At 74.4% G+C, this 21,349-nt stretch carries 15 protein-coding genes and 1 pseudogene; 10 read left to right on the top strand and 6 right to left on the bottom strand.

From position 1 onward, the window contains the following. Nucleotides 1-4: 4 nt before the first annotated feature. From eccD to AB0D46_RS19520, 4 genes are read left to right on the top strand one after another with little or no spacing between them, the layout of a single operon-like run. Nucleotides 5-1,351, top strand: coding sequence for a type VII secretion integral membrane protein EccD (gene eccD / locus AB0D46_RS19505; protein ID WP_362878933.1), 1,347 nt, complete (start codon nt 5-7; stop codon nt 1,349-1,351). 16 nt (nt 1,352-1,367) lie between these two features. Then, a complete protein-coding gene (locus tag AB0D46_RS19510; RefSeq protein WP_362878935.1) occupies nt 1,368-2,570 on the top strand; it encodes a hypothetical protein in 1,203 nt (400 codons plus the stop codon). Continuing rightward, nucleotides 2,567-6,739, top strand: a complete 4,173-nt coding sequence (gene eccCa / locus AB0D46_RS19515; RefSeq protein ID WP_362878936.1) for a type VII secretion protein EccCa — start codon at nt 2,567-2,569, stop codon at nt 6,737-6,739. The genes AB0D46_RS19510 and eccCa overlap by 4 nt, the downstream gene beginning before the upstream one ends. Continuing rightward, entirely contained in the window at nt 6,736-8,148 is a 1,413-nt protein-coding gene (locus AB0D46_RS19520) for a DUF6177 family protein (RefSeq protein ID WP_362878937.1), read from the top strand. Before eccCa ends, AB0D46_RS19520 begins: the two co-directional genes overlap by 4 nt. 32 nt (nt 8,149-8,180) lie before the next feature. Here AB0D46_RS19520 and AB0D46_RS19525 read toward each other — a convergent pair whose 3' ends face one another. Together AB0D46_RS19525 and AB0D46_RS19530 are read right to left on the bottom strand one after the other, a co-directional pair. Then, the gene (locus AB0D46_RS19525) at nt 8,181-8,849 is read right to left on the bottom strand and encodes a response regulator transcription factor (protein WP_362878939.1); all 669 of its coding nucleotides are present in this window, start codon (nt 8,847-8,849) and stop codon (nt 8,181-8,183) included. Between the two features lie 12 nt (nt 8,850-8,861). Continuing rightward, the gene (locus tag AB0D46_RS19530) at nt 8,862-10,064 is read right to left on the bottom strand and encodes a sensor histidine kinase (protein WP_362878940.1); all 1,203 of its coding nucleotides are present in this window, start codon (nt 10,062-10,064) and stop codon (nt 8,862-8,864) included. 107 nt (nt 10,065-10,171) lie between these two features. Here AB0D46_RS19530 and AB0D46_RS19535 point away from each other — a divergent pair, with 107 nt between their 5' ends. Continuing rightward, nucleotides 10,172-11,242 (top strand): SAM-dependent methyltransferase, encoded by a 1,071-nt coding sequence (locus AB0D46_RS19535; RefSeq protein ID WP_362878942.1) that lies wholly within the window; start codon nt 10,172-10,174, stop codon nt 11,240-11,242. Between the two features lie 57 nt (nt 11,243-11,299). On the opposite strand, the gene AB0D46_RS19540 is transcribed toward AB0D46_RS19535, so the two are convergent. The 3 genes from AB0D46_RS19540 to AB0D46_RS19550 form a co-directional block, all read right to left on the bottom strand. Continuing rightward, nucleotides 11,300-12,856, bottom strand: coding sequence for a M28 family metallopeptidase (locus tag AB0D46_RS19540; RefSeq protein WP_362878944.1), 1,557 nt, complete (start codon nt 12,854-12,856; stop codon nt 11,300-11,302). Nucleotides 12,857-13,024: 168 nt separating this feature from the next. Beyond that, nucleotides 13,025-14,146 (bottom strand): DUF5937 family protein, encoded by a 1,122-nt coding sequence (locus AB0D46_RS19545; RefSeq protein ID WP_362878946.1) that lies wholly within the window; start codon nt 14,144-14,146, stop codon nt 13,025-13,027. Between the two features lie 226 nt (nt 14,147-14,372). Next, the gene (locus AB0D46_RS19550) at nt 14,373-15,503 is read right to left on the bottom strand and encodes a beta-eliminating lyase-related protein (protein ID WP_362878948.1); all 1,131 of its coding nucleotides are present in this window, start codon (nt 15,501-15,503) and stop codon (nt 14,373-14,375) included. 222 nt (nt 15,504-15,725) lie between these two features. Here AB0D46_RS19550 and AB0D46_RS19555 point away from each other — a divergent pair, with 222 nt between their 5' ends. Genes AB0D46_RS19555 through AB0D46_RS19575 form a run of 5 tightly spaced genes read left to right on the top strand, consistent with a single transcriptional unit; the run spans nt 15,726 to nt 21,253 of the window. Continuing rightward, nucleotides 15,726-16,718, top strand: a complete 993-nt coding sequence (locus AB0D46_RS19555) for a DUF2520 domain-containing protein (RefSeq protein ID WP_362878950.1) — start codon at nt 15,726-15,728, stop codon at nt 16,716-16,718. Then, a complete protein-coding gene (gene panC, locus AB0D46_RS19560) occupies nt 16,715-17,710 on the top strand; it encodes a pantoate--beta-alanine ligase (protein ID WP_362878952.1) in 996 nt (331 codons plus the stop codon). Before AB0D46_RS19555 ends, panC begins: the two co-directional genes overlap by 4 nt. Then, a complete protein-coding gene (locus AB0D46_RS19565) occupies nt 17,707-19,470 on the top strand; it encodes an L-aspartate oxidase (protein WP_362878954.1) in 1,764 nt (587 codons plus the stop codon). Before panC ends, AB0D46_RS19565 begins: the two co-directional genes overlap by 4 nt. A gap of 1 nt (nt 19,471) precedes the next feature. After that, nucleotides 19,472-20,440 (top strand): carboxylating nicotinate-nucleotide diphosphorylase, encoded by a 969-nt coding sequence (nadC, locus tag AB0D46_RS19570; RefSeq protein ID WP_362878956.1) that lies wholly within the window; start codon nt 19,472-19,474, stop codon nt 20,438-20,440. A 3-nt stretch (nt 20,441-20,443) separates the two neighbouring features. Further along, a complete protein-coding gene (locus tag AB0D46_RS19575; protein ID WP_362878958.1) occupies nt 20,444-21,253 on the top strand; it encodes a type III pantothenate kinase in 810 nt (269 codons plus the stop codon). Nucleotides 21,254-21,283: 30 nt separating this feature from the next. On the opposite strand, the pseudogene AB0D46_RS19580 reads toward AB0D46_RS19575, so the two are convergent. Then, a pseudogene (locus tag AB0D46_RS19580) lies at nt 21,284-21,349 on the bottom strand (type III pantothenate kinase); the annotation flags it as partial.

The raw sequence follows: 21,349 nt of genomic DNA on the forward strand, positions 1-21,349 counted from the left end.
ATACGTGGTGAGTACGGGGACGACGAGCGGTACGGCACTGAGTCGGGTCACCCTGGTCGGTGAGCGGCGGCGGATGGATCTCGTACTGCCCTCCCAGGAACCCGTCGGGCGGCTCCTGCCCGATGTCATACGACTGTTGGACGACCGGGTGGTGGCGCAGCCGATGCTGCGCCACCTGGTGACCGGCGACGGGTCGGTGCTCGAACACGACACCTCCCTCGCCGACGCGGGCGTCACCGACGGGGCCGTGCTGCGGCTCGTGCGGGTGCAGGACTCGCCGTCCGCGCCCGTGGTGCACGACGTCACCGACGAGGCGGCCGCGGATCTCGACGTTCGGTCCTGGCGCTGGCGGGCGTCGGCGCGGCGGGTCACCGCCGGAGCCGCGCTCGTCGGGTGGGTGCTGCTCGCCGGCTGGTTCGCGCGGCGGGAGTTCGCGCCGGGCGCGGTGGCCGGGGCGCTGCTCGCGGCCGCCGGGGCGTGCGCGGTGGTCGGGGCGCTGTCGGGCCGGTTGAAACAGTCCGGGCTCGCCGCGGCGCTGCTCGCCACGGCCGGTGCGACCGGTGTGCTCGGGGCGTGGACCATGGGCGACGCCCAGCACTGGGGCGGCATGGGCCGGCTCGCCGCCGTGGCGGGCGCCCTCGCCGTGGGGCTCGCGCTGCTGGGGTGGTTCACCTCGCTCGGGCGGGGCGGGTTCGTCGGGGCGGTGGCCGTCGCCGGCCTGACCGTGCTGTGGGAGGCGGTGGCCGTGTTCCAGGGCGACGCGGCCCGTACCGGGGCGGTGCTCGCCGTGGCTTCGGTGGTGCTGCTCGGGTTGTTGCCGCGCCTCGCGCTGGGCGCGGCCGGACTGACCGGGCTCGACGACCAGCGGGCCCGCGGCGTCTCCGTCAGCCGGTACAAGGTCGCCACGGCCCTCGGCGCCACCCACCGGGGCCTGGTGCTGGCCACCCTCGCCACCGCCGCCTCGGCGGCCGCGGCCGGGGTGCTCGCGCTGCGGGACCCCGACGTGTGGACGGTGTCGCTGGCCGTGGCCGTCGCCGCCGTGCTCTGGCTGCGAGCGCGGGCGTTCCCGCTCGTCGCGGAGGTCGTGGCGCTGCTCCTGGCCGGGGCCGCCGTTGCCGTGGCCGCGCTGCTGGTGTGGGCCGGGCGGGCCGGCGCCGCCGGACCCCTGGCCACGCTGCTGGGCTTCGCCCTGATCGCGCTCGGGGTCCTGGCCGTGCAGCCGCCCGAGCACGTACGGGTCAGGCTGCGGCGGATCGGGGACACCGCCGAGTCCGTCGGCGTCATCGTGCTGTTCCCGCTGCTCATCGGGGTGTTCGGCGTGTACGGGCGGCTGCTCGGCACCTTCGCGTAGGGGTTGCTTCACAGACATGGCAGACACAGCAGGCACATCAGGCACGACGGGCACATCAGGCACGGCGGGCACCTCAGGTACGCCGGGCACGGCGGGCACCTCAGGCACGGACCGGCGTGACGACTGGCAGGCCGGGGTCCTGGGCGAGCTGACCGGGACTCCCGTGGCGGCCCCCGTGCCGGCCCCCGAGGCCGCCCCCGTACCGCAGCGGCCCCGGCCGACGCGGCAGGCGCACCCGCCCGCCCCCGCCCCCCGTCCGGCCGCGCCCCGCCCCGCGCCCCGCGCAGCGCCCGAGACCGTGCCCGTCGCCGGTTCCGAGCCCGCCGCGGGCCGGCCCCGGCACGGTGACCCGTTGGTGCGGCGCACCCTGCGGATCCTGCGCGGCGCGCTGGGTTCCTCCGTGGCCCGGGCCGTGGCCGCCGAGACGGAACTGGCGACCCGGGTGCAGCAGCCCGTCACCACCGGCCGCCACATCGTCGTCACGAGCATCCGCGGCGGGTCCGGCAAGACCACCGTCACCGCCCTGCTCAGCCGCACCTACAACCACTTCCGCCACGACCCGGTGCTGACCCTGGAGGCCGACGCCGCCCTCGGTACCCTCCCCGTCCGGCTCGGTGTCCGGTCCCTGCGCTGGACCTGCGGCGACCTCGCGCAGATCGTCCGCCCGTCCATGCAACTCACCGACGTCACCGGCTACCTCGTGCCGCTCGCCGACGGCGGCTGGCTGCTGCCCGGCAGCCAGGGCCGCATCGGCGCGCAGGTCGACGTCGCCACCTACCGGACCGTCATGGTCGCGCTGCGCCGCTACTTCGGCGTCACCGTCGTCGACTGCGAGACCCTGCCCGGCGAAGTGGCCCGTACCGCCCTGGACACCGCGCACGCCCGCGTCCTGACCACCCCCGCCACGACCGAGGGCATCGTCTCCACCCACGCCGTCCTCGACTGGCTCGGCTCCCTGCCGGTGCCCGTCCTGCCGCGCACCGTCGTCGTCCTCACCGCGCAGTCCCCGCACCCGGCCGTGGACCTGGCCAAGGCCGCCGAGGCCCTGCGCGCGACGGGCGCGGGGGTCGTCGTCCTGCCGTACGACCGCCACCTCGCCTCCGGCGGCGCCGTCCGCACCGAACTCCTCGGCGCCGCCACCCGGGAGGCCGCCGTCCGGCTCGCCGCCGAAGTCCTCCAGCGGGCCGTCGCGCTCCCGGCGGCCGGGGCCGGCCGGTGACGCAGCACCTGGTCCACCGGCCCGCCCGGGGCACCCTGCCCCCCGCCCCCGCCGAACCCCGCACCGTCGAAGCTCCGCCCAACCTCCCCGAGGGCAAGATCGGCAGCCCGGCCACCGCGCTGCTGCCGATGGCCGGCGTCATGGGCTCGGTCGTCATGATGACCGTCGTCCGCAACAGCCAGTTCGCCGCCATCGGCGCGATCGTGCTCGTCATCGCCCTGCTGGGCGCCGTCGCCCTGTTCTGGTCCCAGCGCGGCAAGGCCCAACGCACCCGGCGCGCCCAGCGCGAGCGCTACCTGGAGTACCTGGAGGAACAGCGCGAGGAACTCGGCGCCCGCGAAAGGCGACTGCGCGAGGAGGCCCGCCGCCTCAACCCGCCGCCGGAGGCCCTGTACGACCTCGTACGCGATCCCGCCCGGCTGTGGGAGCGGCGCCGCGCCGACCCCGACTTCCTGCGGCCGCGCCTGGGCACCGGAGCCGTCGCCGTCCAGAACCTCGGCCTCGCCCCGGGCGCGGGCGGGGTACTGGCCCCGCCCGACCGGTTCATGTTGAACGAGGCCGGCGCGCTGATGTCCCGCTTCGAGCGGGCCGGCGACTTCCCGCTGACCGTCCCCCTCGACCGGGCCGGGAACGTCAGCATCGTCGGCGACCGCGAAGGCGTCCTGCGCGTCGCCCGCGCCCTGCTCGTGCACACCGCCGTCCTGCACGCCCCCGACGACGTCGCCATCGCCCTCGGCGTCCCCGGCGACCGCCTCGCCGCCGACTGGGACTGGGTCAAGTGGCTGCCCCACGTCCTCGATCCGCAGGAACTCGACGGTCCCGTCCCGGCCCGGCGGATCGCGCCCGGCCTGCCGGGACTCGCCGACGTCCTCGGGGCGGACCTGCGCCGCCGGGCCTCCTACGCCGCCGAGGTCCGCCGCGGCCTGTCCGACCGGGGCGCGCTGCGGCTCGCCGGCCGGCTCCTCGTCGTCAGCGACGAGTACGGCGAGAACGCCGTCGAACTGCCCCGCCCGGACAGTGCGGTGGGCCTGGCCGACATGAACACCACCGTGCTCCACCTGCTCGCCGAGCAGGTCCACGAGCCCGACGAGGTGACGATACGGATCACCGTCGAAGGTTCCCGCGTCACCGTCCGCGACCTGCGCACCCCGCACGACCCCGCCGCCGAGGGCCTCACCGACCCGCTCGCCCCCGCCACCGCCGAGGGCCTCGCCCGGATGCTGGCCCCGATGCGACTGTCCGCGGAGTCCGTCGCCGAGGGCACCCCCGTCTCCGGCCCCGTCGACTTCATGGGCCTGCTCGGCATCAGCGACCCGGCCGCCCTCGACGTGGAGCGCCTGTGGGCCCCGCGCGGCGAACGGGACTTCCTGCGCGTGCCCATCGGCATCGACGACCGGCACGGACCCGTCCTGCTGGACCTCAAGGAGTCCTCGCAGCTCGGCATGGGCCCGCACGGGCTGTGCGTCGGCGCCACCGGCTCCGGCAAGAGCGAGTTGCTCCGTACGCTCGTCCTCGCGCTGGTCGCCACCCACTCGCCCGAGGACCTCGCCATGGTCCTCGTCGACTACAAGGGCGGCGCGACCTTCGCCCCCTTCGCAGAGCTCCCGCACGTCGCCGGGGTCATCACCAACCTGGAGAACCAGGCCGGGCTCGTCGAACGCGTCCACACCAGCCTCGCCGGCGAGGTCAAGCGCCGCCAGCAGGTCCTCAAGGCCGCCGGGAACGTCGCCGACATCGGCCACTACGCCGTCCTGCGCGCCGAGAAGCCCGCCTTGGAGCCGCTGCCGCACCTGTTCGTCGTCATCGACGAGTTCGGCGAACTCCTCACCGCCAAGCCCGACTTCATCGACCTGTTCCTGTCGATCGGCCGCATCGGCCGGTCCATCGGCGTGCACCTGCTGCTGTCCAGCCAACGCATCGAGGGCGGCAAGCTCAAGGGCCTCGACACCTACCTGTCGTACCGCCTCGGCCTGCGCACCTTCTCCGCCGACGAATCGCGCACCGTCCTGGACACCACGGACGCCTTCATGCTGCCGCCGCTGCCCGGCTTCGGCTACCTCAAGGTGGACACCTCCACCTACACCCGTTTCAAGGCCGGCTACGTCTCCGGCCGCCACCGCGGCCCGACCGCCGAACGGGGCGGCGACGAGCGGGGCCCCCTCGCCCTGGCCTACCCCACCTTCAACACCCTGCGCGACACGAGCGCCGCCCCCGCCGACGGCGAGGAGCAGCCCGCCGCGACCGTCCGGGAGACCGGCCCCAGCGTGCTGTCCGTCATCGTCGACCAACTCGCCTCGGCCGCGCCGCCCGTGCGGCGCATCTGGCTGCCGCCGCTGCCCGACGCGATCTCCCTCGACGCCGCCGCCGGACCGCTGTCCGTCACGGGCGGCGGCCTGCGCCTGGGCGCCGACGAGGAACGCCGGCCGCTGCGCGTCCCGCTCGGCGTCCTCGACGACCCCGCCCGGCAGTGGCGCGGACCGTGGGAACTGGACCTGACCGTGGCCGGCGGCCACACCGCCGTCACCGGCGGCCCGCAGTCCGGCAAGACCACCCTGCTGCGCACCCTCGCGCTCTCCCTGGCCCTCACGCACACCCCGCAGCAGGTCGGCGTCTACGGACTCGACCTGGCCGGCGGCGGCCTCGCCGCGCTCGCCGGGCTCCCGCACGTCGGCGGGATCGCCGGGCGCGCCGACCGCGAACGGGCCGCCCGTACGGTCGCCGAGGTGCGCGGCATGCTGTCCGCCCGTGAGGAGTTGTTCCGGGCGCACTCCATCGACTCCGTCGACCAACTGCGCCGGCTGCGCTCCCGGGGCGCCCTGCCCGAGCTCACCTCCACCGACATCGTGCTGATCGTCGACGGGTACGGGGCCCTGCGCGAGGAGTTCGACGAACTCGACGACGCCGTCACCGACCTCCTCAAGCGCGGCGGCGGCTACGGCATCCACGTCGTCGCCGGGATGCTCCGCTGGAACGACGTCCGCATCGCCAACCAGTCCCTGTTCGGCGGGCGCGTCGAACTCCGCCTCGGCGACCCCTCCGACTCGGCCATCGACCGCAAGCTGTCCGAGACCCTGTCCCCGGACACCCCCGGCCGGGTCCTCACGGACGGCAAGCTGTTCGCGCAGGTCGCCCTGCCCCGCATCGACTCCCGGACCGGGAACACCGACCTGGCCGCCGCCCTGGAGGAGGCCGCGGGCACCGTCCGCGCCACCTGGCACGGCGACCTCGCCTCCCCGGTGAGGGTCCTGCCCGCGCGGCTGCCCGCCGAGCGGCTGCCGTCCCCGCAGGACGAGCCGTACCGGATCCCCATCGGCGTGGACCAGGACGTCCTCGCGCCGGTCCTGCTCGACCTCTTCGAGCAGGACCAGCACCTGCTGGTGCTCGGCGACAACGAGTGCGGCAAGACGAACCTGCTCTCCCTGATCGCCCGCCAACTCATCGCCCGCTACGGGGAGGACGAGCTGGTCTTCGCCGTCTACGACCCGCGGCGCGGCCTGCGCGGAGTGGTGCCCGAGCCCTACCGGGGCGGGTACGCGCACAACGCGAAGATCGCGTTCGCGCTGTCGGCGGGCATCGCCAAGGAACTCGACAAGCGGCTCCCGGAGGACGGCCTCGACCCGGACGCCGAACCGGGCGCGGGCCCCGGTTTCACGGGTCCGCGCATCGTCGTCCTCGTCGACGACTACGACATCCTGACCACCGCGGGGCAGCAACCCCTCCAGGCGTTCGTGCCCTACCTGCCGTCCGCCCAGGACATCGGGCTGCACTTCGTGCTGGCCCGCCGCGTCGCCGGCTCCTCCCGGGCCCTGTACGAACCGCTGATGACGACCCTGCGCGAATCGGGCACCGCCGCGCTGGTGATGAGCGGCGAACGCTCCGAGGGACAGCTGTTCCCGCAGCTGTACGCGAGCGCGCGGCCCCCGGGCCGGGGCACGTTCGTCCGGCGCGGCCGACCCCACCAGATCGTGCAGACCGCGCTGAGCGGCGCACCCGCGACCGCCGCCGGGCCCAGCGCTCCCGGGCCGTCCGTCCCCGCGCCGTCCGCCGCCGCGCCGTCAGCCGCCGCGTCGTCCGCCACCGCGTCGTCCGTCCCCGCGCCGTCCGTCCCCGCGCCGTCCGCCACCGCGCCGGCCGAGCGGGTTCCCCACGCCGACCAGGAAGCACCGTGACCAAGGACGTCATCGCCCTCACCCCGGCCATGCCCGACACCACCGCGATGCTGGTGGCCCTCGCGGCGGGCGGCGCCGACCTCGACGTCTCGCCCGCCGGGGACGGCGCCGTCATCCAACTCCTCGGAGCGGGCGGCCGACCGCTGGTCTCGGTGGAGGCCCCGGTCCTCGTCCAGGTCCCCGGGGAGACCGAACGCCTCCTCGGGACGCCCTCCGCGACGCCCGTCTGGTGGACGGAGACCCGCGCCTCCACCGCCGTCCCCGAGGCGGTCGCCCTCGCCGGGGCGGTCGCCGGCCGGCTCGCCGAAGTGCTCGGCGGCGCCGTCTGGCCCGAGGGCGCCGGCCGGGTCGGCGGCGTGGAGGTCGCCTCCGCGGCCTCGGCGGCGCCCGCGCCCGTCGGCGCGCTGCCCACCGTGGACGTGATCACCGAGTCCACCGCCGTCGTCCTCGCGGACCGGCCCGTGGTCCCGCTGACGGCCTGGCTGTCGGACGTCCTGCGGACCACCGCCGCGTACGGCGCGGCCCTGCACGTCGTCACGCCCCCCCACTGCCGGCTCAGCCTGCCCCTGCGGAGCGCGCTGACCGGCGCCCCCAACCGGTGGGTCGTGCAGGACCCCGGCGGCGGCTACTACGACGGTCTGTCCGGCGCGGTCCTCGGCTGGCGGGACGGCACCTTCGCCCCGACCCGCGACGGAGCCGGGCAGGCCCGCCCCGCCGAAGCCTTCACCCGGCCCGACGCATCCGGCGAACGCCGCCTGACCGTGTCGTTCCGTACGGAGCACCCCGCCGAGCGGGAACTGACGCTGGGGCGCTCGCTGGAGGCCGCCTGGCGGATCCTGACCGGGGAACCGCCCGCCGGCTGGGGCACCGCCGAGCCGGTCAACCTGCCCTGGTCCCCCCGGCTGCTCACCGACCTGGCGCGCGCCCGGGTTCCCGAGCCGACGCTGATCACCGTCGTCGGCCGGCCGGAGCGGCCCGCGCTGGCGACCGTACGGGTGACCCGGACGGCCGGCGGGGTGGAGGAGGACGTCACCCTGTCCCTGGGCTACGGCCCGACGGAGGAGCCGCCGCCGGCCGCGCTGCCCGCGCTGGCGGAGGAGCTCGTGGCCCGGCACGGCCTGATCAGCATGCTCGTCTCGGCCGGCCCGGGCCGCCGGGACCTCGGCGTGGCCCCGCGGATCGCGCCGCCGCCGCTGCCCCTGTCGTTCACCCTGGGCGGGGCCGGAGTCGCCGAGACCGGCCTGACCTTCGCCCGACGCCCCCCGCTGGCCCTGAAACCCGTGCAGGTCGGCCCGGCCCGCCGGCCCGGGCTGCACTACCCCCTCGGCGACGGCACCGACCCGACCGGCTGGGACACCCTGGGCATCCTGCTGGCCCACCTGCGCACCTCGGTCCCCACCGCCGGGTAGCGGGCCGGCGCCGGCAGCCCGGTGCCGGCCCGCTACATGCCGCCCGCGCGGACCAGGCCCGTCTCGTACGCCAGGACCACGACCTGGACCCGGTCGCGCAGGCTCAGCTTCGTCAGGATGCGGCCCACGTGCGTCTTCACCGTCGCCTCCGACAGGACCAGCCGGGCCGCGATCTCGCCGTTCGACAGGCCCTGGGCGACCAGCAGCATGACCTCGCGCTCGCGCTCCGTCAGCCGCTCGACGTCCTTGTTCTTCGGCTCGTTCGTCGTCGTCGGCAGCATCGGGGCGAACCGGTCCAGCAGCCGCCGGGTCGTCGACGGCGCCACGACCGCGTCCCCGCTGTGCACGGAACGGATCGCGGCCAGCAGCTCCCCGGGCGGAACGTCCTTCAGCATGAACCCGCTCGCCCCCGCCTTGAGCCCCGAGAAGGCGTACTCGTCCAGGTCGAAGGTGGTCAGGATGATGACCTTCGGGTGCTCCTGCGGCTCGCAGATCCGCCGGGTCGCCTCGACCCCGTCGAGCCTCGGCATGCGCACGTCCATCAGCACCACGTCGACCTTCGTCGCCCGCAGCACCTCCAACGCCTCCAGGCCGTCCCCCGCCTCGGCGACGACCTCCATGTCCGGCTGGGCGGCGAGCACCATCCGGAAGCCGGTGCGCAGCAGCACCTGGTCGTCGACCAGCATCACTCGGATGGACATCGGTGAATACCTCTACCTCTTCTTGAGCGGGAGCAAAGCACTGATGCGGAAGCCTCCGCCGGGCCGCGGTCCCGCGTCCAGGGTTCCTCCGACCATACCGATGCGCTCCCGCATGCCGATCAGACCGTGTCCGGCGCCGTCCGCGCCGCCGTCCTCGTACAACTCGTGTGCCGCGCCCCGGCCGTCGTCCTCGACGAGCAGGCCCAGCCCGTCGTCGAAGTAGACCAGCCGGACGCTCGCCCCGGCCTCGGGGCCGCCGTGCTTGCGCGTGTTCGTCAGCGCCTCCTGCACGATCCGGTACGCGGTCAGCTCGACCCCGCTCGGCAGCTTCCGCGGCGTGCCCTCGACGACGAAGTCCACCGTCAGTCCGGACGCCCGTACCTGCTCGACCAGCACCTCGATCTGCTCGACGTCCGGCTGCGGCACGTAGTCCTCGGAGTCCTGCGGTTCCCCGGTGCGCAGCACGCCCAGCAGGCGGCGCATCTCGGCGAGGGCCTGGCGGCCCGTCCCGGAGATGGTCTGGAGGGCCTCCTTCGCCTGCTCCGGGGCCACGTCCATGACGTACGCGGCGCCGTCGGCCTGGACCACCATGACCGACACGTTGTGCGCGACGACGTCGTGCAGCTCGCGGGCGATGCGGGCGCGCTCGGCGGCCACCGCCACCTTCGCCTGCGCCTCGCGCTCCTTCTCCAGCCGCTGGTTGCGCTCCACGAGCTGGGCGTAATAGGCCCGCCGGGTGCGCAGCGAGTCTCCCGTCACCCAGGCCAGGGCGAACGGCACGATCACCATCAGCGCGAAGGTGACGCTCTGCGTGAAGCTGAGCCCCTTGTCCACGCCGAACCGCACGAAGTACACGGGGGAGGCCAGCAGCCCGACGCCCAGGGCGGCGCGCGAGACCCAGCGCGGCACGTCCCCGGCGGCGACCGTGAACAGCACGACCAGCATCGCGACGTCGCAGACCTGCGCCTCGATGCCGAAGGCCAGCTGCCAGACGCCCGCGCCGACCGCGGTCCAGAACATGGCCTGCGTCCACTTGCGGCGCAGCGCCAGGGCGGTCGTCAGCGCCAGCACGACGGGCACCGTGGCCAGGCGCAGCGGCGTGCTCGTCTCGGGGTTCTCCACCACGGCGATCATCGAGATCCCGAAGAAGAGGACAGCCCAGAAGCTGTCGACGCCCGTCGGGTGTCTGCGGATCAAATCGTAGAGGCGCTGCACGTCACCCAGAGTAGGGAAAGGAGATAGGTGCTGGAGTCAACCACAGGAGCGATCCCTCTGACGGGGGCGTACTCCGCAAGGTGGAGGGTGAGCCTAACCTTCGTGTGATGAGTGCTCTGGACGACACCCCCGGACCGGTCCGCTGGCGGCCGGCGACCGAGGCCGCGCTGTACGGCCCGGACGGGTTCTACGTACGCCCGGGCGGGCCCGGCCCCGCCGGTCACTTCCGTACCTCCGTGCACGCCTCCCCGCTGTACGCGCGGGCCGTGGCCCGACTGCTGTGCGCCGTGGACGCCGAACTCGGCCGGCCGGAGCGGCTCGACCTGGTGGACGTGGGGGCGGGCCGCGGCGAGTTGCTGACCGGCGTCCTCGCGGCCCTGCCGGCCGCGACGGCCGCGCGGGTGCGCCCGTACGCCGTGGAACGCGCGGCGGCGCCGGACCCGGCCGCCCCGGGCGGGCCGGACCGGCGGATCCGGTGGGTCGCCGAGCCGCCGGCGGGGACGACCGGGCTGCTCTTCGCGAACGAGTGGCTGGACAACGTACCGCTGGACGTCGCGCAGGACGGCCGGTACGTGCTGGTCGCCACGGACGGTACGGAGAGCCCGGGCGGCCCGCTCGACGCGGCGGACCGGGCCTGGCTGGATCGGTGGTGGCCGACGGGTTCACGCACCGGACGGGCCGAGATCGGCCTGCCCCGGGACCAGGCCTGGGCGGCGGCCGTCGCCACCCTGGACCGGGGCCTGGCGGTGGCCGTGGACTACTGCCACACCCGCGAGGCCCGCCCCCCGTACGGCACCCTGACCGGCTTCCGGGCGGGCCGCGAGGTGGCCCCCGTCCCGGACGGCGGCTGCGACGTCACCGCGCACGTCGCGCTCGACGCCTGCGCGGGGCCGGGCGCGACCCTGCTCACCCAGCGCGAGGCGCTGACCGCCCTCGGCGTCTCGGGCGGCCGCCCGCCACTGGCCCTGGCCTCGACCGACCCGGCGGCGTACGTCCGCGCCCTGTCGGCGGCGGGCGAGGCGGCGGAACTCACCGCCCGCGGCGGCCTCGGCGACTTCGGCTGGCTGATCCAGCCGGTCGGCGTACCGCCCTGGCCGGGCGGGGCGGGGGGCGGGGTGGGCTTCGGGTCGGCCGACGGGGCCGGGGCCGGGGACGCGGCAGGGGCCGGGACTCCCTGACGGGAATCCCGGCCCCTGGTCACCGGGCGCCCTCGCGGGCGCTCGGCGATCTCGTCGTTACTTGGTGACCTCGTGCCCGTGGCCCTCGTGCAGGCCGCCGCCACTGCCCGTGCCCGGGGTGGTCGGCTGCGAGACGACCGGCTGCGACAGCGGGGCCAGATCGTGGGCGTAGTGGCCGACCGCGTTCGCGATGACGTCGACGTTGATGTCGAGCGCCTTCTGGTCGATGTTCGTGATGTCGTCACCCTTGCCGTGGTAGTTCACGTCGTAGGCGACACCCGCCTGACCGCCGAACTTCGCGGCCTGCTCCGGCGACTTGATGCCCTCGGCGCCGGTGAACGTACCGCCCGACGGGATGCCGACCTCGATGAACGGGCCGTAGTCCGAGCGGCCCGAGAAGTCCGTGCCCTCGTGCGGGATGTTCTTGGAGTCGAGGAAGTCGGTGATCCCCTTCTCCAGCTGCGCCGAGCCCGCCGGGCCGGGGCCCGCGCCCGTCGCGTCCGAGTCGTCGCCGTCGTAGACGAAGTAGGCGGCGTTCGGCGAGCCGATCATGTCGAAGTTCAGGTACAGCTTGATCTGCTTCTTCTGCTCCTCGGTGAGGGAGGCGACGTACGCCTCGGAGCCGAGCAGGCCGTACTCCTCCGCCGACCACCAACCGAACTTGACCTTGTTCTTGATCTTCGTCTGCTGGCTCGCCAGGCGCTGCGCGACCTGGAGGATGCCGGCCGAACCGGAGCCGTTGTCGTTGATGCCGGGACCGGCCGCGACCGAGTCCAGGTGGGCGCCGAGGAAGACGGTGTTGTTCTCGTCGCCGCCCTTCGTCTCGGCGATCACGTTGTACGTCTTGCGGTTCTCGCGCAGCTCACGGATGTCGAGGGTCACCTCGACCGGCCCGGCCGCCACGTCCGCGGCCAGCTTCTCGCCGTCGGCCTTCGTGATGCCGCCGGTCGGGACCTTCCCCGCGTTCGCGTCGCCGAGGGTGCCGTTGAGGGCGCCGTCGGTGTTGTTGTAGATGATGGTGCCGACCGCGCCCGCGGCCGCCGCGTTCTCCTGCTTCACCGCGAAGGTGCAGCCGCCGCGCTGGACGAGCGCGATCCGGCCCGTGAAGGCACCCGCCGCGAAGTCGCCGGGCTCACAGCCGTTCGTCCCGTCGGCGTCCACCGGGGCCACCGCGACCTGCGCGGTCACGCCCTCCTCCGGGCCGCTCGCCGTGTACGTCATCAAGTGGATCGGGATGTCGCGGCCGTTGTCGCCGTTCACCGAGAGCTTCTCGGCGATCGCCTCGACGTAGACGAAGTCGAACTCGTTCTTCGTGACCTTGTAACCGGCGCCCTTCAGCACGGCCTCGACGTACTGCGCCGACTGCACGTGCCCCTTGGAACCAGCGACCCGATTGCCCTTGTTGTAATCCGCGATCGACTGGAACACCTTCAGGTGGTTGTTGGCGCCTTTCCCGGTCGCCTCCTTGACCAGCTTCTTGGCCAGCGCGTCACCCCGGGCGGCGTCGCTCTGCGGACTTCCGGTGGCACCGGCGGGTCCGGCGAGCAACAGCGGGGAGACGAGGGCCGCGGCCGCCAGTGCGGCGGTGGCTGCGGCTATACGGCGAGAGGGCATGAAGGTCCTTTCACAGCAGGTGCGCATCGCACGGTGCGTGGGGGAGTGGTGGACGCACGTTAGGCAGCAACAGGCCGTTCTCGCCAGAGTTTTCACTGCTTCCGGTTTGTGAAATCCGTATATCGGTGCGTCTGCGCCGGAGGAATCCGGTCAACGTCCGCAGAAAGGTCAACGAAGAATGCCCTCGATGAAATCGGAACCTATCCGCGCGACCACGGACAGATCCAACTGATGCTGCACATAGCGCCCTTGGCGCCACGTACGCAACAATCCGGCCTTCTTCAGGACCGTCAGGTGCCGGGACACCTCCGGTGCCGATATGCCGTACACCGTCGCCAACTCGGTCGTCGTGTACGGGGCCCGCGCCAAACTGCGGCACAGCCGCATCCGCATCGGATGGGCCAACGCCTCCATGCGCCGCTGGAGCAACTCCACCGAGCCCGGCGAGGAAGCCGGTTGCGGGGAATCCAGCGGATAGTGGACCACCGGACGCCAACCCGGCGCGTGCAGCACCAGCAGGTGCGGCCAGCCGAAATCGGTCGGTACGAAGACCAGCCCGGCCCCGATCCGCGGATCCGTGGCGGTGGCCTGGCCGTGCACCATCTTGTCGGCGGTTATCGTCCGCTGCTCCTTGTCGACGCTCACCGCCGTCGACACCTCCCGCAGCGCCGCCGGCAGGCCCTTGCGGCGCAGCACCTCCGCCTTGTGCCGGGCGTCCGCGCTCTGCCGGGGACCGATCCGCCGCCAGGTCTCGGCGAAGAACGCCTCGTCGCAGTCCTCCAACAGCCGCCGCAACCAGATCCGTACGCCGGCCGTGTCGTCCATCAGCCGCAGCGAGAACGCCAACTGCCGCGGCCCGCGCGCCGCCGCCGTGTCCAGGGCTTTCGCCCGGGCCGCCGGATCACGCAGCGGGGACGGGCCGCCGCCCTCGTTGTAGAGGGCCGGCCGGCAGTGTTCCAGGGCGGCCATCACGAACCGCTCGTCGTCCATCCGGTCGAGGACGTCGAGCTCCTCGGCCAGCGTCGCGGCCGGCAGGCCGGCGCCGGGGACGCCGGCGAAGGCCATGAAGATGTCGGAGAACGAACCGCGCCACATGAAGTCGGCTTCCAACAGCCGGTCGGCCAGGCAGGAATCGAGGGAGGCGGTCGTGGCCGCCGTCCAGGAGTTCAGCCCCGGGTGGTGGGCGGGCTGCGAGAGCGCGTGCAGGGCCATGCAGAGCTCGGCGAGCGGGGACGGCGCGAAGCCGATCCGCTCCGCGGGGAGTCCGGCGATGTCGATGGTGACGCTCACCGCCCCATTCTGTCCCGACCGACCGCGCCGGCGCGGCCCGGGGTGCCCTCCCCGACACCGCCGTCCGAGCGACCCGTACGAGGACTCCGCCGCAGGTGGGAGCCATCGATTGACGCGAACCGTCAATCGAACGGCAACCTGCCGCCGAGGGGGTGAGGAGGGCGGATCCACCCGCCCCCGTCCCCACGTCCCCCATCCCGGAAGCGTACGTCCGCCCCCACCGCCCCTACACCCCCTCCACCCGCTCCACGAACCCCGCCACAGCCTCCCGGACGTCCTGCGGGGTCCAGGTCAGGCCCGGGGCGGTGACTTCGAGTTCGGTCATCGCGAGGCCCGGCGGGCCGTCGGGGGACCAGCGGCGGAAGAGGACCGTGCCCGTGTCCTCCGCGAGGCGCAGGCCCGCTTCCGTGAGGCGGTCCGCCTCGTAGGGGAGCCACACCTGGAACTGGTGGGTGTGCGGCACCTCCGGGTTGACCCGGAACCAGGGCAGGCCGGCCTCCGCGAAGCCCTCCCGCATGGCTTCGGCGACCATCCGGGCCCCGGCGACGTACGACGGCAGGCGGGGCAGTTCTTTGGCCAGGCCGGCCAGGGCCGACAGGGCCTGGGGGAACTGGCGGAAGATCTGGCCCCCGTACCGGTGGCGCCAGATCCGGGTCTCCTCGACGAAGGCCCGGGAGCCCGCCAGGGCGGCGCCGCTCAGGCCGCCGAGGGACTTGTAGAAGGAGACGTACACGGAGTCGGCGAGCGCCGCGATCTCCGGCAGCGGGCGGCCGAAGTGGACGGTGGTCTCCCACAGCCGGGCCCCGTCGAAGTGGACGACCGCGTCCCGCTCCCGGGCGGCGTCGACCAGCTCCGTCAGCTCCTCCCAGGCGGGCAGCAGGAACCCGGCGTCACGCAGGGGCAGCTCCAGCATCAGGGTGCCGAAGGGCTCCGGGTGCTCGCGGACCTCGGCGGCGGTGGGCTGGCGGGCCTCCGCCACCGGGTGGACGGTGCGCAGCCCGGAGACGACGGACAGGGCGCCGCCCTCCCAGCGCTCCGGGTGGCTCATGGGGTGCAGGGCGACGACCGGGCTGCCGGTGCGGCCCGCCCAGCAGCGCAGCGCGATCTGCTGGGCCATCGTTCCGGAGGGGAAGAACGCGGCGTCCTCGGTGCCGAGCAGGTCGGCGACGCGGCGTTCCAGGTCGGCGACGACGCCGTCTCCGTACAGGTCGGCCGGCGCGTCCATGTCGTACGGGGCCTCGGCGAGCCCCGCCAGCAGTTCGCCGAGCGTGGGCTCCAGCAAGCTGTGCGAGAGGGTCCGCTCGGCCCCCCGCCAGGCCGCCATCAGCCGCTTCACGCGTTCCGCGTCGTCAGTCATGCCCCTGATCATCGCCGATCGCGCCGCCCGCCCCGAGCCCTTTGAGCCCCCCACCCGCAACCCACCCGCAACCCACCCGCACCGCACCCGCCCCCGCCCGCCGCACGGCCCGGCCCCCGGCCCCGCCCCCCCTCGCCGCCGATCGCCCCCGCCCCCCAGGGGCTAGCATGGCGGCGTATCGTCCGGTACCCCCCGCGGACTGGAACGGAAGGCTTTCCCCGCGTGAACGCACCCCATCAGACGGAGTCCCGGGATCCGTCCGACCGCCCCGCCCGACTCGCCGTCGGCGTCGTCGGCGCCGGTCGTGTCGGTCCCGCCCTGGCCCGGGCCCTCCAGCAGGCCGGGCACCGTCCCGTCGCCGTGTCCGCCGTCTCGGACGCCTCCGTACGCCGCGCGGAGCGGATGCTGCCCGACGTACCGGTCGTGCCGCCCGCGCAGGTGCTGGCGCGGGCCGACCTGGTCCTGCTGACCGTCCCGGACGACACCCTGCCCGGCCTCGTCGAGGGGCTCGCCGAGACCGGCGCGGTCCGGCCCGGCCAGCTCCTCGTGCACACCTCCGGCCGGTACGGGACCTCCGTGCTGGACCCGGCCCGCCGGGCGGGCGCCCTGCCGCTGGCCCTGCACCCCGCGATGACCTTCACCGGCACCGAGGTCGACGTGCAGCGGCTGGCGGGCTGCTCCTTCGGCGTGACCGCCCCCGACGAGCTGCGGCTCGCCGCGGAGGCCCTGGTCATCGAGATGGGCGGGGAGCCCGAGTGGATCGCGGAGGGCGACCGGCCGTTGTACCACGCGGCCCTCGCCCTCGGCGCGAACCACCTGGTCACCCTGGTCGCCCAGTCCATGGAGCTGCTCAGCAAGGCGGGCGTCGAACACCCCGACCGGATGCTCGGCCCGCTGCTCGGCGCCGCGCTGGACAACGCGCTGCGCTCCGGTGACGCCGCCCTCACCGGGCCCGTCGCCCGGGGAGACGCCGGGACCGTCGCCGCGCACGTCTCGGAGCTGCGCAAGCACGCCCCGGCCACCGTCGCCGGCTACCTGGCGATGGCCCGCACCACCGCCGACCGGGCCCTGGCCCACGGACTGCTCAAGCCCGAGCTCGCCGAGGACCTGCTGGGCGTCCTCGCGGACACGGACACCGGCGCCGGCCCCGGCACGGGACCCGGCCCGGACGCCGGCCCCGGGGACGCCGTCGAACCGGAGGGTGGCGAGCGATGACCGGCCCGCTCCTGCTGAACACCGCCGCCGAGCTCGACGCGCTCCCCCGCAGCGGCCGCCGCGCCGTCGTCATGACCATGGGCGCCCTGCACGAGGGCCACGCCACGCTGATCCGGACCGCCCGCGCGGAAGCCGGCCCCGGGGGGCAGGTCGTGGTGACCGTCTTCGTGAACCCGCTCCAGTTCGGCGCGAACGAGGACCTCGACCGCTACCCCCGCACCCTCGACGCCGACCTCGCGCTCTGCGGGGAGGCCGGCGCGGACGCCGTCTTCGCGCCCGCCGTCGACGAGGTCTACCCGGGCGGCGCCCCGCAGGTCCGGGTGGCGGCCGGACCCATGGGGGAGCGCCTCGAAGGGGCCACCCGCCCCGGCCACTTCGACGGCATGCTCACCGTCGTCGCGAAGCTGCTCCACCTCACCCGCCCCGACCTGGCCCTCTTCGGCCAGAAGGACGCCCAGCAACTGGCCCTGATCCGGCGCATGGTGACCGACCTGAACTTCCCCGTCGTGGTGGCGGGCGTACCGACCGTCCGCGAGGACGACGGTCTCGCGCTGTCCTCCCGCAACCGCTACCTCTCGGCCGAGGAGCGGCGTACGGCCCTGGCCCTGTCCCGGGCCCTGTTCGCGGGCCGCGACCGGCTCGCCGCCCAGGCCGCGTTGCGCGCCCGCGCCGAGGCCGCCCCGGCGAGCGACGAGCGGGCGACGGCCCTGGCCCGGCTCGGCGAGATCCGTGCCTCCGCCGACGCGCACGCCGTGTCGGCGGCCGGTTCCGGGCTGCCGGACGCCGTACGGGCGGCGGCCCGCCACATCCTGGAGGAGGCGGGCCGGCACGAGCCGCCGCTGGTGCTGGACTACCTGGCGCTGGTGGACCCCCGGGACTTCGCCGACGTCGACCACGGCTTCACCGGACGGGCCGTGCTGGCCGTCGCGGCGAAGGTCGGCACGACCCGGCTGATCGACAACATTCCATTGGAATTCGGAGCACACGCGTGAGCACCACAGGTAGAGGCCCCACGGCCGGCAACGGCACGGGCAGCGGCACCGGAACCGGCATACGACTGCACGCCCCGGCGCCCGGCTGGGCCGTCGAAGCGGACGTCGTGGTCGTCGGATCCGGTGTCGCGGGGCTCACCGCGGCGCTGCGCTGCGCCGCCGGGGGCCGCCGTACGGTCGTGGTCACCAAGGCACGGCTCGACGACGGCTCCACCCGCTGGGCGCAGGGCGGCATCGCCGCGGCGCTGGGCGACGGCGACACCCCCGAGCAGCACCTGGACGACACCCTGGTGGCGGGCGCCGGCCTGTGCGACGAGGCGGCCGTGCGGCTCCTGGTCACCGAGGGCCCCGACGCGGTGCGCCGGCTGATCGCGACCGGGGCCGTCTTCGACACCTCGGCGGAGACCGGCGAGATAGAGCTGACCCGGGAGGGCGGCCACCACCGGCGCCGCATCGCGCACGCGGGCGGCGACGCCACCGGCGCCGAGATCTCCCGGGCCCTGGTCGAGGCGGTCCACGCGGCCGGCATCCGGACCGTGGAGAACGCGCTGGTCCTGGACCTGCTCCAGGACGCCGAGGGCCGTACGGCCGGCGTCACCCTGCACGTGATGGGCGAGGGCCAGCACGACGGCGTCGGCGCCGTCCACGCACCGGCCGTGATCCTCGCGACCGGCGGCATGGGCCAGGTCTTCTCCGCCACCACCAACCCGTCGGTGTCCACCGGCGACGGCGTCGCCCTCGCCCTGCGCGCGGGCGCCGAGGTCTCCGACCTCGAATTCGTGCAGTTCCACCCCACGGTGCTGTTCCTCGGCGCGGACGCCGAGGGCCAGCAGCCCCTGGTGTCGGAGGCCGTGCGCGGCGAGGGCGCCCACCTCGTCGACGCCGACGGCGTGCGCTTCATGCTCGGGCAGCACGAGCTGGCCGAGCTGGCGCCGCGCGACATCGTCGCCAAGGGCATCATGCGCCGCATGCAGGAGCAGGGCGCGCGGCACATGTACCTCGACGCCCGGCACTTCGGCGCCGAGATGTGGGAGCAGCGCTTCCCGACGATCCTGGCCGCCTGCCGCTCCCACGGCATCGACCCGGTGACCGAGCCGATCCCGGTCGCGCCGGCCGCCCACTACGCCTCCGGCGGCGTACGCACGGACCTGCAGGGCCGCACCACCGTCCCCGGCCTGTACGCGTGCGGCGAGGTGGCCTGCACGGGCGTGCACGGCGCGAACCGGCTGGCCTCGAACTCCCTCCTGGAGGGGCTGGTCTTCGCCGAGCGGATCGCCGACGACATCGTCGCCCGCACGCCGTCCGGCAGCCGCCCCGAGACCCCGGCGCCCGCCACCGGCCCCCTCCAGCCGGCCGAGGCGCGCCACGAGATCCAGCGGATCATGACGAACGGCGCGGGCGTGCTGCGTTCCGCCGGCTCGCTGGCCGAGGCCGCCGAGGCCCTGGAAACCCTGTACGCGAGGGCGCTGGGCGAGCTGGAGAGCCACGGCAAGACGGCCGTCCCGGGCGTGGAGACCTGGGAGGCGACCAACCTGCTGTGCGTGGCGCGGGTCCTGGTCGCCGCCGCCCAGCGGCGCGCGGAGACCCGCGGCTGCCACTGGCGCGAGGACCACCCGGACCGCGACGACGCCGACTGGCGCCGCCACCTCGTGGTGCGACTGTCGGCGACGGAGAAGCGCGCCCTGGTCGTCACCCCCACCGACTCCGCGGACCTCCCGTCCGTCGACGTCCCCCTCAACCCCGAAAGCCTGGAGCAGTGACGTGAGCACCCCCGAACTTCCCCTGATCGACCAGAACGAAGGCGGCTGCGGCGACGACTGCGGCTGCGGCGAGGGCGAGGAGTCCGGCCTGGACCCGGCGCTGGCGCAGCTGCTGGAGGACGCGGGCCTGGACCCGATCGAGGTCGAGGACATCGCGCACATGGCGCTGTCGGAGGACCTGGACGGCGGCGTCGACGTCACCACCGTCGCCACCGTCCCCGAAGAGGCCGAGGCCATCGCCGACTTCGTGGCCCGCGAGGACGGCGTCGTGGCGGGCCTGCGCATCGCCGAGGCCGTGTTCTCCGTCGTCTGCACGGAGTCCTTCGAGGTCGAGCGGCACGCCGAGGACGGCGACCGGGTCGCGAAGGGTGAGGTGCTGCTGTCCGTGCGCGCCCGCACCCGGGACCTGCTGACCGCCGAGCGCAGCGCCCTGAACATCCTGTGCCGGCTGTCGGGCATCGCGACGGCCACCCGCCGCTGGGCGGACGTCCTGGAGGGCACCGACGCGAAGGTCCGCGACACCCGCAAGACCACGCCGGGCCTGCGCTCCCTGGAGAAGTACGCGGTGCGCTGCGGCGGCGGCGTCAACCACCGCATGTCGCTGTCGGACGCGGCACTGGTCAAGGACAACCACGTGATCGCCGCCGGCGGCATCGCGCAGGCCTTCAAGGCCGTCCGCGAGGCCTTCCCGGAGGTGCCGGTCGAGGTCGAGGCCGACACGATGGACCAGGTCCGCGAGGTCGTGGACGCCGGCGCCGACCTGATCCTGCTGGACAACTTCACCGTCGAGCGGACGAAGGAGGCCGTCGCCTTCGTCGCCGGCCGCGCCACCCTGGAGTCCTCGGGTCGGCTCACCCTGGAGACCGCCCGCGATTACGCGGAAACCGGTGTGGACTACCTGGCGGTCGGCGGCCTGACGCACTCCTCGCCGATCCTGGACATCGGGCTCGACCTGCGCGCGGCGGTGTAAGCGGTGCTCCTCACCATCGACGTGGGCAACACCCACACGGTCCTGGGCCTGTTCGACGGTGACGAGATCGTCGAGCACTGGCGCATCTCGACCGACCCGCGCAGGACGGCCGACGAACTGGCCGTCCTGATGCAGGGCCTGATGGGGATGCACCCGATGCTCGGCACCGAGCTGGGCGACGGCATCCACGGCATCGCGATCTGCGCGACCGTGCCGTCCGTCCTGCACGAGTTGCGCGAGGTCACCCGCCGCTACTACGGCGACGTCCCGGCGGTGTTGGTGGAGCCCGGTACGAAGACGGGCGTGCCGATCCTGATGGACAACCCGAAGGAGGTCGGCGCGGACCGCATCGTGAACGCGGTCGCCGCCGCCGAGTTGTACGGGGGGCCGGCGATCGTCGTCGACTTCGGTACGGCGACCACCTTCGACGCGGTGTCCGCGAAGGGCGAGTACGTGGGCGGGGTGATCTCCCCCGGCATCGAGATCTCGATGGAGGCGCTCGGCGTGCGCGGGGCGCAGCTGCGCAAGATCGAGCTGGCCCGGCCGCGGAACGTGATCGGCAAGTCCACGGTCGAGGCGATGCAGTCGGGCGTGGTCTACGGGTTCGCGGGCCAGGTCGACGGGATCGTCGCCCGGATGTCCAAGGAGCTCGCGGGCCCGACCGGCGACCCGGACGACGTGCGCGTCATCGCCACGGGCGGGCTCGCCCCGATCGTCCTCGGCGAGTCCTCGGCGATCGACGACCACGAGCCGTGGTTGACGCTGATAGGCCTGCGGCTGGTGTACGAGCGCAACGCGCCCAAGTTCGCCTGACGCGGACGCCCCGCGTCCGCGCCGACGGCCCCCGCCCACGTACTCGCCCTTCGCGGACACCGCGTCGAAGGTGGTCGCCGTACCGAAGTCGACGAC

Origin of the sequence: Streptomyces sp. NPDC048383, from assembly GCF_040651775.1 — a bacterium.
GTDB lineage: Bacteria > Actinomycetota > Actinomycetes > Streptomycetales > Streptomycetaceae > Streptomyces.